This window comes from Olivibacter sp. SDN3, assembly GCF_014334135.1.
Lineage (GTDB): Bacteria > Bacteroidota > Bacteroidia > Sphingobacteriales > Sphingobacteriaceae > Olivibacter.
Map to the genome: position 1 here is coordinate 5,421,856 of NZ_CP060497.1, position 14,839 is coordinate 5,436,694.

The window sequence follows — 14,839 nt, forward strand, 5'->3', positions numbered from 1 at the left end:
AAATAACAGCTAAAAAAGTTATTTTCTGACAAAAAAGTCACCAATATCTTGCATCAAACAAATTTGCTTATCCAAGTATTAAAAGATTTTTTAAATAGAATGAAATAATTACTATGTTTGAGTATGAGTATTGCTATTGAGAAGAGCTGGAAAGAGGTTTTAGCTCCAGAGTTTACCAAACCGTATATGAATAATTTACGGGCCTTTCTCAAGGAAGAACAGAGAAAACATCAGGTATTCCCCCCTAACAAACTTATTTTCAGTTCTTTTGAACACACACCTTTTCATGAAGTGAAAGTTGTTATTCTAGGGCAAGATCCCTACCATAATATAGGGCAGGCTCATGGATTATCGTTTTCCGTTCAACCAGGTGTAGCCATCCCTCCTTCATTGCGAAACATGTACCGGGAGTTAACTACGGATATCGAGGGGTTCTCCATACCATCACACGGCACATTAACCAAATGGGCAGATCAGGGTGTGCTTTTACTCAATGCCGTTTTAACTGTAAGAGCACATGTTGCAGCGTCACATCAGAAACAAGGATGGGAGATGTTTACAGATACCGTTATCAAAGAGCTATCCAGAAGACGGGAAAGCATTGTTTTTATATTATGGGGCAGTTATGCTAGAAAAAAAGCCTTGCTTATAGATCCTTCAAAACACCTTATAATCACATCCGCTCATCCTTCACCTCTTTCGGCTCACAATGGTTTTTTTGGTAGTAAACCCTTTTCTAAAACAAACGCTTATCTAATAGAAAAAGGTAAAGCACCAATCGACTGGCAGGTCTAAGTATTCTGGAACGCTAATACTCCATAGGTACAATAGGCTCCTTTTTGGATGTAGACATAATCATCATCGTTTGAAAGGTCTTTACACAAGGAATCTTACTAATCTTCTCCATAATTAGACGCTCATAAGATTTAATATCTTTTACATAAACCTTTAATATGAAGTCACACTGTCCTGTTACATGATGGCACTCTGTCACTTCAGGTATATTCTTTATTGCCTCAACAAACTCTGGAATAGAATTATGCGTATGAAAATCCAGTTGAATCTGTATAAATGATTTTATGCCTAAGCCCAAAAGTTCCTCATCCACCAACGCATGATAACTCTTTATGTACCCTGCATTTTCAAGCTTTCTAACTCGTTCCAAGGTTGGAGCTGGAGACAACCCAATATTGGATGACAATTGTAAATTCGTTATTCTTCCGTTTTCTTGGAGAAGTTTTATGATTTTTAGATCGATTTTATCTGGCTCAAATGGCATAGCTAAACTTTAAAACTTGACGTTCACAAATAACCAAATAAAATTTTACAATTCACAATATTTTATTTCAAATATTATGTGATTATCCTAACAGGGAGGTGTCCACCGTTTATTACTTAGCACTCAAAGCCATCGCGTAGAGCTTCATCTGCTTTACCATAGCGACTAAACCATTTGCTCTTGTAGGCGATAAATGTTCCTTAAGTCCAATTTCATCAATGAAGTATAAATCTGCACGCACGATATCTTCCGCCTTTTGTTCCGACAGAACTTTAACCATTAAGCTAACCAGTCCTTTAGTGATAATTGCGTCGCTATCTGCTGTAAATATCACCTTATCATCTACGTAGTCTGCTTTTAACCATACCCGAGATTGGCATCCTTTGATCAATAAATCGTCTGTTTTATAGGTATTATCTATCAAAGGTAGTTCCTTCCCTAATTGAATGATATACTCATATTTTGCCATCCAATCCTCGAAAAAGGAGAAATCTTCAATAAGTTCGTCTTGTATTTCGTTAATAGTCATCTCAACAGTCATCAAAATCTCCACAATTATACCAACATACTTACAGCTTTCCTAACTGCAGATGCCAAAACGTCTATTTCTTCTTTGGTATTATACATAGCGATAGAGGCTCTAACGGTACCTGGAATACCAAAACGATCCATTAAAGGCTGTGTACAATGATGCCCTGTCCTCACGGCAACGCCCAGTTTATCTAAAATCACTCCAACATCGTATGGATGCGTTCCATTAACTAAAAAAGAGATTACACTGGATTTCTCCTTTGCTGTACCAACTATCCGAATATTTTCAATATCCTCTAAAACGTCTGTTGCATAATGAAGCAGCTCTGTCTCATATAATGCTATATTTTGCAGTCCAATAGTCTCGATGTAATCTACCGCTTGAGCCAAGCAAATACCCGCTTCAATATTTGGTGTTCCAGCCTCAAATTTAAATGGCAACTCATTGTAGGTTGTCTTTTCAAATTTAACCTCCTTAATCATATCACCACCACCCTGATATGGAGGCATTTGATTTAACCACTTCTCTTTTCCATAGAGCACTCCGACACCCGTGGGTCCATACATTTTATGTCCCGAAAACACAAAAAAGTCCACATCCAGAGCCTGTACATCAACTGAGAAGTGTTGTATTGCCTGCGCTCCGTCAATCAACACTGGAGCTCCGATATTATGTGCCAGATCAATAATCTCTTTTACCGGGTTAATAGTTCCCAACGTGTTTGAGACATAGGTAACAGCCACTATTTTAACCTTTTCGTTTAACAAAGAACGATACACCTCCATATCCAGCTCGCCTGCGTCGTTAATCGGAATGATACGAAGTTTTGCCTTACGCTCTTCACATAACATTTGCCAAGGGACAATATTACTATGATGCTCCATTGCGGAGATAATGACCTCATCTCCTTCATTTATAAATTTTCGGCCATAACAGGACGCCACAAGATTAATCCCATGAGTTGTGCCACTCGTCATGATTATCTCGTACTCATGGGGAGCATTTATAAAAGTTTTGAGTTTTTTGCGGGTCACTTCATAAGCGTCAGTAGCTAATTGACTTAGATGATGAACACCACGATGGATATTACTATTTTTTTTTGTATAGTAATCTGCAATGGCATCTATAACTAATTGCGGTTTTTGCGTAGTTGCGCCATTATCTAGATACACCAATGGTTTTCCGTTGACCATACTGGTCAAAATCGGAAAATCAGTCCTTATACTATGAATATCGTAATGTGTCAAAATACTATGTTAGTTAATCTTGTAGGGTTTTACTTGATTGATTTTAGTCAACCAGCAACCCTTGTTCAATCAAATGCTCCACATATTTTCGTACGGGCTCGCTGTTAAATTTCTCCGTGACATCGAAAGCAAACGCATGAACCAACAAAACACGCGCCTTCTCTTCACCAATCCCTCTCGCGCGCAAATAAAACAATGCGTCGTCATCAAACTGTCCCATGGTGCATCCATGGCTACATTTCACATCGTCTGCAAAGATTTCTAACTGTGGCTTGCTATAAATTGCTGACTTTTCACCTATCAGCATATTATTATTTTGTTGGAAAGCATTAGTTTTTTGTGCGTCTTCCCGAACAAATATTTTACCGTTAAATACAGCAGTGGATGTATCTTGTGTGATATTTTTGTACCATTCGTAGCTTTCGCAATGGGGTTTCCGATGATCCACAACAGTATGATTGTCAACAAACTGATCATCAGCGGTTAAAGTAACACCATATAAATGGCTTTCTACCGAGGAATCGTCTAACCGAACATTGATATTATTTCTCACGAAAGATGGTCCGGGGAATGTACAGTTATAATTGTTATATAAACTGTGTTTTTCCTGATATATTTCGGTATGATTGAGGTACTGTGATGATTTCTTTGCAGTTTGAATATAATAATGCTGTAACTGTGCATTTTCTTTCAACACAATTTCACTAACATTATTGTTCAATGTTACTCCTGCTCCCTCAGTGACGAACGATTCAACGATTTCCAGTTTTGCCCCACGTTCTAAAAGGAACAGATTACGTGTTTGATTAAACAACGGGTCGCTTGTTGAGGAAACGTGGATAACTTGAATGCTTCTATTCAATACTGCGTTTTTTTTCGCATATATAAATATACCACTATTACATAAGGCGGTGTTCAACGCAACCAACGGATTATCTGCATTATCTGCATATTTCGCAAAATGCGACAGAAAGGAAGGGTGATCGGTTACATGCTCTATGGCATCAACAAATATATTCTCCTCTTGGATAACGTCAGACAGGTCTGCACGGAAACGTCCATTTACCAACACCAATTTATATGCAGCTAACCCATGCACAATAGCCTTTTCCAAATCTACCGTCTCTTCTGTGATATCGTTTTGTGTAGTAGGTAATTTTGGTTAAGTACTGATTGAAGATTAGTATATTTCCAGTCTTCCATTTTAGAAGAAGGGAACCCTGTTTTCTTAAAACGAGCAAAAGCATTCCTACGCGTCTCAGCTAATGAATCAGGCTCTCCCTTTGAAGTAAAGCCTTCTTCAAAAACAGTTATTAATTGATGATATAATGAACTCGAAACTTGTGTTATCATTTGTTATAATAGTCAAAAATGGATTAAGAAATACGGAGTTGTACTGAAGAAAGCTTATAAAGTTGCGCTTTCTTCAGCATCTACACTTTCCTTCAACCAATCATATCCTTTTTCCTCCAATTCCAAAGCCAATTCTTTTGTACCAGATTTTACAATACGTCCTTTATATAATACATGCACAAAATCTGGCACTATATATTCCAATAAACGTTGATAGTGTGTTATCACTACAAATGCATTATCCTTACTACGAAGATGGTTTACACCATTAGCCACTATCCGCAAAGCATCAATATCCAATCCTGAATCCGTTTCATCCAAAATAGCCAACTTAGGTTCGAGCATTGCTAATTGAAAAATTTCATTACGTTTCTTCTCACCTCCAGAAAAGCCTTCATTCAAAGATCGATTTGCTAGTTTAGCATCAAATTCAACCAACTTTTGTTTCTCCTTCACCCGCTTCAAAAACGTTTTTGCCTCCATTGGGGGTAGCCCGTGGTAAGCTCGGATTTCGTTAACAGCAGTTTTTAAAAAGTTTATATTCGATACACCAGGTATTTCTATGGGATATTGAAAGGCAAGAAACAAACCCTCACGTGCTCGATCCTCTGGTGCAAGATCCAATAGATCCTTCCCTTCCAAGGTCACTTCTCCGCCGGTAACTTCGTATGAGTCTCTACCTGCCAGAACAGAAGCCAATGTACTTTTACCCGACCCGTTTGGTCCCATAATAGCATGCACCTCTCCTGCTTTAACTTCTAAGTTTAATCCCTTTAAAATTTGTTTATCATCTACAGATGCCTGTAGGTTTCTAATATTTAACATATGTCTATAATTCAAATCTATTAGATTTGTGATGTTTAATTTATCAATTGTTCTTATTCAAGCGCTATGTCGCCTTTTCTATTATCCTACACTGCCTTCCAGCGAGATAGCCAATAACTTTTGGGCCTCTACAGCAAATTCCATAGGTAGTTGATTCAATACCTCTTTTGCATACCCATTCACGATAAGCCCTACAGCTTTTTCGGGATCTATACCTCGTTGATTCAGATAAAAAATCTGATCTTCGCCTATTTTTGAAGTAGTAGCTTCGTGTTCCAACTTAGCTGTTTTATTCTTGGCTTCAATATAAGGAAAGGTATGTGCTCCGCATTGGTCTCCAATTAAAAGCGAATCGCACTGCGTAAAGTTTCTCGCCTTTTCTGCACCCTTGCCAATTTGAACCAATCCTCTATAACTATTCTGGCTAAAACCTGCAGAAATTCCCTTAGAAACTATCTTACTTTTCGTATTTTTCCCGATATGGAACATCTTACTCCCTGTATCGGCTATCTGATGGTTACGGGTAAGAGCAACAGAATAAAATTCTCCAACAGAATTATCGCCTTTCAATATAACACTAGGATATTTCCAGGTAATTGATGATCCTGTTTCAACCTGTGTCCATGAAATCTTACTGTTATCTCCTTTACATATACCCCGTTTTGTCACAAAATTATAAATCCCTCCTTTTCCCTCTTTGTCGCCAGGATACCAATTTTGTACGGTACTGTATTTAATCTCAGCACTTTCCAAAGCTATAAGTTCAACTACCGCCGCATGCAATTGATTTTCGTCTCTCATAGGAGCAGTACAACCTTCTAAATAACTCACATAACTCCCTTCATCTGCAATAATCAGCGTTCTTTCAAATTGCCCGGTATTCTGCGCGTTAATTCGGAAATAGGTAGATAATTCCATTGGACAGTTCACACCTTTTGGTATATAAACAAAAGAACCGTCAGAGAATACTGCTGCATTGAGCGCAGCGTAAAGATTATCTGTTTGAGGAACTACAGTTCCCAAATACTGTTTTACCAGATCAGGATGTTCTTTTACGGCCTCCCCGAAAGAGCAGAAAATAACACCGTATTCTTTCAACTTTTCCCTAAAAGTAGTTTTAACGGAAACGCTATCAAACACGGCATCTACAGCAACTACTCCAGCCAACACCTTTTGTTCATCCAATGGAATTCCCAATTTCGCAAAAGTTTCCAACAATTCAGGATCGACCTCTTCCATGCTGCTAACCTTCGGTTTCTCCTTAGGTGCTGCGTAATAAGATATGTCCTGAAAATCAACCTTTGGGTGATTGAAGTTTTGCCATTCGGGAACAGCCATTTTTTCAAAATGTTTCAATGCCTTTAACCTCCAGGCTAAGAGCCATTCAGGTTCTGCTTTTTTATTGGAGATAAAACGTACCGTATCTTCCGACAGACCTTTCTTAGCGATTTCCATCTCAATATCTGTCGTAAAACCGTACTTATACTCCTCTACAGCTAACTCCTTTAATATATTATCGTCTTTGGTACTCATTTCTTATCAAATTTCTGCGTTGGCAATAGTCAAACGCAATGGCAGAAAAATCTCCTCTCAAATTGCAAAGTTACAATTTGAAGCGCAATTATTCGAGCAATTTGTGCCTGTTTTATACTGCATTAATAATTTAATTGTAAATAAATGACCTCCGTCATTTTTTACCTACCGAGTTTAACCCATTCTTAATCGATAATACCTGCCTTCATCAACTCCAATTCCATTTCTTCCTGCAATAACAACGCCTGCTCCCGAGCTTTATCCGCAAAATTCTCCCCATTACCGGCATATATAATCGATCTAGTGGCGTTGACCAACAAACCACAGTCTCGATTCATTCCATACGCGCACACTTCCTGCAAGCTACCTCCTTGCGCACCAACCCCCGGTACTAACAAAAAATGATCAGGTGCCTGCTTACGTATATCTTTAAAAGCTTCTCCTCTCGTAGCTCCCACAACATACATCAAATTATCTATTGTTCCCCATTCGTTCACCTTTTCGATAACTCGTTCGAACAAACGGGTTTCATGGTTATCTTTAAAAAATTGAAAATCCAAACTACCTTTATTTGAAGTTAGCGCCAACACAACAGCCCATTTACCGGAATACTTCAAAAAAGGCGTTACAGAGTCTTCGCCCATATAGGGGGCTATAGTAATCGCGTCAAAGCCCAAAGCATCCTCTTGCTCGGAAAGAAAGGCTTTAGCATACATATCCGAAGTATTCCCTATATCGCCACGTTTAGCATCTGCGATGCTTAAACAATTGGCAGGTATAATTTGCCTTGTTTTGTATAAACTTTTCCAGCCGGCGATCCCCATACTTTCGTAAAAAGCTATATTGGGTTTAAAAGCAACACACAGGTCGGCTGTCGCTTCAACTATTTGTCTGTTAAACTCGTAAACAGGATCCTCATGATCCAAAAGAAATGTTGGTATCTTTTGGAGATCTGTATCTAAGCCAACACATAAGAAAGAACGTTTTTGCTTTATTTGATTAATCAGTTCCTTACGAGTCATATCAGGGAGTTTTTTTAATAACGGTCAATTAAAAAAATATGGCAAACATAGCTAAATTTGCCTGTATATGCAATTCAGGTTCATGCTAAGACCTACTAAACTTAGCTATAGCGTATTTTCTAAAAACCATTTCTGTACACTATTGTTTATAAACCTAGATGGGATTACTCCATTTTAAATTTTATAACAACAGTAATAATTAGACCTTTTTAACTTTTTTTTCAGTTTTTTTTTGAAATATCGATTCTTATGCATACAATTGCAGCGGAATCTCAAAATTTGTCCTAGCCCTTAAGGGGAGCATCAATTAAATTCCTTAAGCGTTAAATAAGCTTTTCAGCAAAAGCTTTCAGTGGATAGATTTCTGTAAAAAAGCATAAAAAATCCTTATTACATATAAAGACATTTGATGAATATTAATGAATTGAACGCTAAGCTCGTCTCCGAGCTACGTGAAATTGCAAAGTTAATCGGCATTGTAGATGCCGATAAGTTGAGAAAGCAAGAATTAATCAACAAGATAATTGCAACTGAAAACGATAGACCGGCTAAACCTGAAGAGTCTGCGCAATCTGCGAAAGAGGAAAACAATGAGCAAAAGCACCGTAAACGTGTGAGAACCGGAACAAAACAAACAGAGCCTGTTGAGATTAGAAAGAAAACTGAAAATGCTTTAGGTGGCCAGGCAAAAGAAGAGGCAATACCAACGGATAAAGCGCCGGCACAAGACAGGCCTCTGCGAGTTGAGCGTCGTCCAGCTACCAATGGAGGTTCTGCATCCGCAGCTAAAAACGACAATCAAGCGCCTTTACCCCCTGCTTCAAATCTTGATTTTGATAACGTTATCGTAAATGAAGGTGTATTAGAAATTATGCCTGATGGCTATGGCTTTTTGCGTTCTTCTGATTACAATTACTTAACCTCTCCTGACGATATATATGTTTCACAATCGCAGATTAAACTCTTTGGATTAAAAACGGGCGACACAGTGCGGGGAAGTATCCGTCCACCGAAAGAAGGAGAAAAGTATTTTCCATTGGTTCGCGTCGAAGCCATTAATGGTCAGGTCCCTGCGGAAGTTAGAGACAGGGTACCGTTTGACTACCTTACACCGTTGTTTCCAACCGAGCGTCTGAAACTATATACTGATGCTGGCAATAATTCTACACGGATTATGGATCTTTTCACACCTATTGGTAAAGGTCAACGCGGTTTAATTGTCGCGCAACCTAAAACAGGTAAAACCGTTTTACTAAAGGAAGTAGCAAATGCCATAGCGAAGAATCACCCTGAAGTTTATCTCATTATTTTACTTATTGATGAACGACCTGAGGAAGTCACCGATATGGCGAGGAGCGTGCGTGCGGAAGTAGTTTCTTCTACATTCGATGAACCAGCTGAACGCCATGTTAAAATTGCAAATATTGTACTTGAAAAAGCAAAACGTATGGTAGAATGCGGCCATGATGTCGTTATTCTATTAGACTCCATAACGAGATTGGCCCGGGCTTACAACACTGTTGCTCCAGCCTCGGGAAAAATACTATCTGGTGGTGTAGATGCTAATGCATTGCATAAACCCAAACGTTTTTTCGGTGCCGCCCGTAACATCGAACATGGTGGTTCTTTAACGATCTTAGCTACTGCATTGACGGATACCGGATCCAAAATGGATGAAGTGATATTTGAAGAGTTCAAAGGAACAGGTAACATGGAATTACAACTTGATCGCAAATTATCAAACAAACGTATATTCCCGGCAATTGACATTACTGCATCCAGTACCCGACGCGATGATCTATTGAACGATAAGGAAACCTTGCAAAGGATATGGGTATTGCGGAATCATTTGGCAGACATGAACTCTACTGAGGCCATGGAATTTTTATTGGCTCAGCTACGTGGCACCCGATCAAATGAAGAATTTTTGATTAGTATGAATAGTTAATTGACTTTTTATTGGTGTTTCCAATAAAATAAGTCAGTTTTTTTTATTAGGCAAAATCAGACAAAACCTCCTGCTTTAACTATAAACAGGGGGTTTTGTCCTTCAAAGAAATAAGCAATAGATGAAAAAGCATATACCCAATATTATAACTTGTTTAAATCTCTTTAGCGGCTGTGTTGGTATTGTTTTAGCGTTCAATGGGCAACTGATTGATGCAGGTTATGCCATACTTGTTGCTGCTTTTTTTGATTTTATGGATGGGATGGCCGCCCGTATACTCAACGTTTCTTCTCCAATGGGTAAAGAGCTGGACTCTCTTGCGGATATGGTAAGCTTTGGTTTACTACCTGCAATTATTGTCTTTCAAATGCTGCAATCAGCCCCAGCTATTGAATATGACGATTCCTGGATTAAATATACGGCTTTTCTGCTCGCAATTTTCTCAGCTTTACGCTTGGCTAAGTTCAATCTTGATCAAAGACAAACCACAACTTTTATAGGTCTACCCACTCCTGCTTGTGCTTTGTTTATACTTTCGCTACCGCATATCGCTATGAGCAGCAACCCAATAGTCAGCGCGTATGTACAGAATCCAGTAATTTTACTAATTCTTATTCTAACGTTGAGTTTCCTGCTAATTGCCGAAATTCCACTCATATCACTTAAGTTCAACAACTTAAACTTCCGAGCTAACGGTTATAGGTATATATTATTGATTGTAAGTGTATGTTTATTGGCCTTTTTGCAATTAACAGCTATTCCCCTAATAATCATTGTATATATTATTTTATCGCTAATACAACACAGCAGATTACCTTCCTGAGCGCGGTTTAAATATGCTCTGTATATTTTTGAACAGATAGATTATCTGACAAGCTTTCAATTAATTGGCTAATGCTAACTTGAAAAACCGGGTGTATAAAACTGGACGCAATTTCAGCTAGCGGAAATAAGACAAATGACCGTTTGTGCAATAAAGGATGAGGTATTTGTAACTGCGAGGTATTTATAACGCGGTCATCATAGAATAAAATATCTATGTCAATCAGCCGAGCGCCCCACTTTACATTTCTCACTCTTCCAAGCATTTGCTCAACAGCTAGTGCTTCTTTCAAGAGATCGTCTGGCGAAAGGAGTGTTTTAACCTTTAAGACCTGGTTAAGAAAGTTCGGCTGCTCAAGCACTCCCCACGGCTTTGTTTCGTAAATAGTCGATTGTCGGCAAACTTCCCCTATTCGCTTTGTAATCAATTCAATTGCTTTTTTCAATTGAATTACTCTATCCCCCAAGTTGGTTCCTAAAATCAGATAAGTCTCATGCATCAACAAACTTATATAAAGTTACTTCTAAAAACAAGTTTAAGCGTAGGCATCCTCGAGCTTAAAGAGCAAAACAGCTAAAAAAGATCGCCAAACGAGTTTTTATAAAAAAGATGTAACAAAAAAAAGCTTCACTTGTCTTATCTTCGTATAGATAGTATATTTTAAACATATATGAAGCAGTTTTTTAAATTTGTTTTTGCCTCTATGGTGGGTGTTTTTCTCTCCATCGTAATTTTTACGTTCCTGAGTATTGTTATTATTGGAGCTATCATTAGTGCCGCCAGTTCAGACAAGGCCGTTCAAATAAGTGATAATTCCATTATGCGTATAAGTTTGAATTACGCCATAAAAGAACGCACCGATAAAAATCCTCTTGGAAAAATTAACATTCCTTCCTTTAGCTCTACTAAAACAATTGGTTTAGATGAGATACTGACTAGGATCGAACGTGCCAAAGAGGATGATCGGATAAAAGGTATTGTGCTTGATATCGGCGGTGTGGGAGCCAGTCTCGCTACTCTCCAAGAAATCAGGGAAGTCTTATTAGATTTTAAGGAGTCTAAAAAATTTATCCTTGCTTATAGCGAAGGATACTCGCAGAAAGGCTATTACCTCGCCTCTACCGCTGATAAAGTTTATTTAAATCCCGAAGGTTCCGTTGATTTTCGAGGTTTTTCGGCTCAGACAATGTTCCTAAAAGGTACGTTAGATAAGTTAGGCATTGAAGCTCAAATCATAAAAGTAGGTACTTATAAAAGCGCTGTTGAACCGTTTATTTTAGATAAAATGAGCCCAGCCAATAAAGAGCAGGTGTCTTCTTATTTAAATTCTTCGTACGATTATTATCTCAGTAACTTGTCGAAATCACGTAGTCTCCCTGTAGACACTTTACGTGCAATCGCCAACCGGTATCTGGGGAGAAATGCAGATTTAGCGCTTCAGTGTAAATTGGTCGATGAACTAAAATATAAAGATGAGCTTTTAGGAGAACTGAAAAATCGACTAGGTATAAAGAAAGACAGTAGAATCAAGGCGGTTAATATCGAAGACTATACACCAAAAGAGACAACGTCCAAAAACACCCAGAATAGAATAGCTGTTATCTATGCTGTCGGGGAAATCATCTCTGGAGAGGGGTCTGATGAGCAAATAGGTTCCGAGCGAATTTCAAGAGCATTACGCACGGCGAGAGAGGATAATAAAGTAAAAGCCATAGTATTCCGAGTAAATTCGCCTGGAGGCAGCGCCCTAGCATCTGATGTCATCTGGCGAGAGGTAGCGCTTGCAAAAGAAGTAAAACCTATCGTTGTATCGATGGGTGATTTAGCCGCTTCCGGAGGATATTACATATCGTGTGCCGCAGATTCCATTTTTGCACAACCCAACACGATCACTGGTTCCATTGGCGTTTTCGGTGTTATACCAAACATGCAACATTTCCTTAATAACAAATTAGGGATTACCTTTGATGAGGTAAAAACAGGCGAATATGCAAGTTTAATGAATGTAAACCGCCCATTAACGCCAAACGAAGAAAGTCTGATTCAACAAGATGTGAATAGAATTTATGACACTTTTACAAAAAAGGTAGCCGAAGGAAGAAAAATTGCACTGGCAAAAGTAGATAGTATAGGTCAAGGAAGGGTATGGACAGGTGCACAAGCACAGAAAATAGGGTTAGTAGACCGTTTAGGAACGATAAACGACGCAATTAAATCAGCCGCGAAGAAAGCCGACTTAGAAGAATATAAGCTAGTCAGTTATCCAGCAATGAAAGATCCTTTTGAATCATTGATGGGCTCCTCCAGCGATAAAATGAAAACATGGTTCGCTAAACAGGAGTTAGGAGAAGGATATGTTATCTATCAGCAGGCCAAAGGTATCGTAGAACAGAGTGGTATCCAAGCAAGACTTCCCTACGTCATAACTATTCAATAAAAAGTATTTAACCGAAAAGCAGGGTGTTTAGCTTCTAACTAGACATCCTGCTTTTTTTATACATAGTCGGTATTCGTAAATGCTGAGCATTTTATCTAAGTTTGTTAGCTGTATATAGAACTAACGTTACTCGTAAACATTCAAATAGAAATTTCTTTAATGGAAAACAAGGTTATAGCAAGTAAATTCAAGCTGTTGTCGCAGCTCATGGAGTTACATGGGGGAAATTTATTTAAAATAAAAGCTACCGCTGGTGCTGCTTTTAAGTTGAATAAACTACCATTCAGCGTTACCAGCAAATCAGAAAAAGAATTAAGTGAAGTGCCGGGAATTGGTAAAGGAACAGCCGCAAAAGTGTGGGAATTAATCAATACGGGCAATATCCAAGAACTTGACAACCTCCTGACTAAAACACCTGAAGGCATTTTAGAAATGTTAACCATTAAAGGCATAGGACCGAAAAAGATAGCCATCATCTGGCATACACTCGAAATTGAAACTTTAGGAGAGCTGTATTATGCCTGTAATGAGAACCGCTTGATAGAGGCAAAAGGATTTGGACTTAAAACACAGGAAGAAATAAAAAAAGCAATTGAATTCAGCATGGCAAACGAAGGTCTCTTCCTATACGCTCAAGTAGAAAAGATTGCTCTTCCTTTGTTAGAACAGTTAAAAGAATATTTACCCTCTACTACCAAATTGAGTTTTACGGGAGCCTTTAGAAGAAAAGTAGAGGTGCTCAGCACGCTAGATATTATAACTACCGCTTTAGTTGATGAATTACAGACAGCCATTGAAAAACTGGGTAATATCAGCATATTTGAAAGGCGAGAAAAACATCTACACCTTGTCCACGAAACAGGCTTACCTATAAAATTCATCTACAGTAAAGTCGATAATTTCTACTATGGTTTGTTACTGAGCACAGGTAGCGAGTCTCACGTAGCGCAACTAGAAGAGGCACTTCAAACCCCCATCCCTGTACTTAGCAGCGAAGAGGCAATTTACCAGTCGGCTAATCTGGATTATATTGAAGCAGAGCTCCGCGAAGGCTCAGATGAGATAGCGAAAGCGAAACAGCGGCGACTGCCAAACCTTTTGGACTTTCGAGATATCAAAGGAAGCTTACACAATCACAGCACATGGAGCGACGGTGTCCATACATTGGAAGAAATGGCTTCATACTGCATAAATGAGCTAAAGTTACAATACTTGGGAATCAGCGACCATTCCCGTTCAGCTGTCTATGCTAACGGATTGAAAGAAGAAGAGGTACGTATGCAATGGCAAGAGATTGATCGCTTGAATCAAAAATTTGCTCCATTCAAAATATTTAAAGGTATAGAATCAGATATCTTAAGCGACGGCACTTTAGATTATCCGGAGGAGCTTTTAGCAGGATTTGATTTTATTATCGCGTCTATCCATTCCAATTTAAAAATGGATGAAGAGCGGGCAACCGCGCGTCTTATAAAAGCTATCGAAAATCCATACACCACCATCTTGGGCCACCCCACGGGAAGATTATTATTAAGCAGAAAAGGGTATCCTGTTGATTTCAAAAAAGTTATTGACGCCTGTGCGGCAAATAAGGTTGTAATAGAAATCAATGCCAATCCTCTTCGTTTAGATCTCGATTGGCGTTGGCATCAATATGCCCTCAGTAAAGAGGTTGTCTTATCTATTAATCCGGATGCTCATCGCATCGAGGGCTTCCATGACATGCATTATGGTATATTGGTAGGAAGGAAAGGTGGGCTAGACGCTCGGCATTGTCTCAATTGCTTTGATTTACAAACAGTAGAAGCTTTTTTTAAACAAAAGAAACAACTGTAAAATA

General features: G+C 38.6%; 14 protein-coding genes. 5 read left to right on the forward strand and 9 right to left on the reverse strand.

Annotated elements, in window-relative coordinates; all coding sequences use genetic code 11:
* Positions 1-123: 123 nt before the first annotated feature.
* Positions 124-795 carry a uracil-DNA glycosylase gene (gene ung, locus H8S90_RS22830; RefSeq protein WP_187340092.1) on the forward strand — a complete coding sequence of 224 codons (672 nt, stop codon included), beginning with the start codon at positions 124-126 and terminating at the stop codon, positions 793-795.
* Between the two features lie 13 nt (positions 796-808).
* On the opposite strand, the gene H8S90_RS22835 is transcribed toward ung, so the two are convergent.
* The 8 genes from H8S90_RS22835 to pyrF form a co-directional block, all read right to left on the reverse strand.
* Positions 809-1,279 carry an Lrp/AsnC family transcriptional regulator gene (locus tag H8S90_RS22835; protein ID WP_187340093.1) on the reverse strand — a complete coding sequence of 157 codons (471 nt, stop codon included), beginning with the start codon at positions 1,277-1,279 and terminating at the stop codon, positions 809-811.
* A 112-nt stretch (positions 1,280-1,391) separates the two neighbouring features.
* The gene (locus H8S90_RS22840) at positions 1,392-1,808 is read right to left on the reverse strand and encodes a SufE family protein (protein WP_187340094.1); all 417 of its coding nucleotides are present in this window, start codon (positions 1,806-1,808) and stop codon (positions 1,392-1,394) included.
* A 26-nt stretch (positions 1,809-1,834) separates the two neighbouring features.
* Positions 1,835-3,058, reverse strand: a complete 1,224-nt coding sequence (locus H8S90_RS22845) for a cysteine desulfurase (protein WP_187340095.1) — start codon at positions 3,056-3,058, stop codon at positions 1,835-1,837.
* Positions 3,059-3,101: 43 nt separating this feature from the next.
* Entirely contained in the window at positions 3,102-4,172 is a 1,071-nt protein-coding gene (gene sufD, locus H8S90_RS22850) for a Fe-S cluster assembly protein SufD (RefSeq protein WP_255501705.1), read from the reverse strand.
* Positions 4,173-4,174: 2 nt separating this feature from the next.
* Positions 4,175-4,411 carry a hypothetical protein gene (locus H8S90_RS26290; RefSeq protein ID WP_255501706.1) on the reverse strand — a complete coding sequence of 79 codons (237 nt, stop codon included), beginning with the start codon at positions 4,409-4,411 and terminating at the stop codon, positions 4,175-4,177.
* A gap of 54 nt (positions 4,412-4,465) precedes the next feature.
* Entirely contained in the window at positions 4,466-5,236 is a 771-nt protein-coding gene (gene sufC / locus H8S90_RS22855) for a Fe-S cluster assembly ATPase SufC (protein WP_187340096.1), read from the reverse strand.
* Between the two features lie 81 nt (positions 5,237-5,317).
* Positions 5,318-6,769, reverse strand: coding sequence for a Fe-S cluster assembly protein SufB (sufB, locus tag H8S90_RS22860; protein ID WP_187340097.1), 1,452 nt, complete (start codon positions 6,767-6,769; stop codon positions 5,318-5,320).
* Positions 6,770-6,954: 185 nt separating this feature from the next.
* Positions 6,955-7,791 (reverse strand): orotidine-5'-phosphate decarboxylase, encoded by an 837-nt coding sequence (gene pyrF, locus H8S90_RS22865; protein ID WP_187340098.1) that lies wholly within the window; start codon positions 7,789-7,791, stop codon positions 6,955-6,957.
* A gap of 409 nt (positions 7,792-8,200) precedes the next feature.
* Between pyrF and rho the strand changes: the two genes are divergently transcribed.
* Together rho and pssA are read left to right on the forward strand one after the other, a co-directional pair.
* Positions 8,201-9,739: a transcription termination factor Rho gene (gene rho, locus H8S90_RS22870; protein WP_187340099.1), complete on the forward strand. Its 1,539-nt coding sequence runs from the start codon at positions 8,201-8,203 to the stop codon at positions 9,737-9,739.
* A 121-nt stretch (positions 9,740-9,860) separates the two neighbouring features.
* Positions 9,861-10,562, forward strand: coding sequence for a CDP-diacylglycerol--serine O-phosphatidyltransferase (pssA, locus tag H8S90_RS22875; protein WP_187340100.1), 702 nt, complete (start codon positions 9,861-9,863; stop codon positions 10,560-10,562).
* A gap of 7 nt (positions 10,563-10,569) precedes the next feature.
* Here the strand turns inward: pssA and folK are convergent, their stop codons facing one another.
* On the reverse strand, positions 10,570-11,061 hold the full coding sequence (gene folK / locus H8S90_RS22880; RefSeq protein ID WP_187340101.1) for a 2-amino-4-hydroxy-6-hydroxymethyldihydropteridine diphosphokinase: 492 nt from the start codon (positions 11,059-11,061) through the stop codon (positions 10,570-10,572).
* A 171-nt stretch (positions 11,062-11,232) separates the two neighbouring features.
* Here folK and sppA point away from each other — a divergent pair, with 171 nt between their 5' ends.
* Entirely contained in the window at positions 11,233-12,999 is a 1,767-nt protein-coding gene (gene sppA, locus H8S90_RS22885; RefSeq protein ID WP_187340102.1) for a signal peptide peptidase SppA, read from the forward strand.
* A 159-nt stretch (positions 13,000-13,158) separates the two neighbouring features.
* Positions 13,159-14,835, forward strand: coding sequence for a DNA polymerase/3'-5' exonuclease PolX (locus tag H8S90_RS22890; protein ID WP_187340103.1), 1,677 nt, complete (start codon positions 13,159-13,161; stop codon positions 14,833-14,835).
* Positions 14,836-14,839 lie beyond the last annotated feature (4 nt).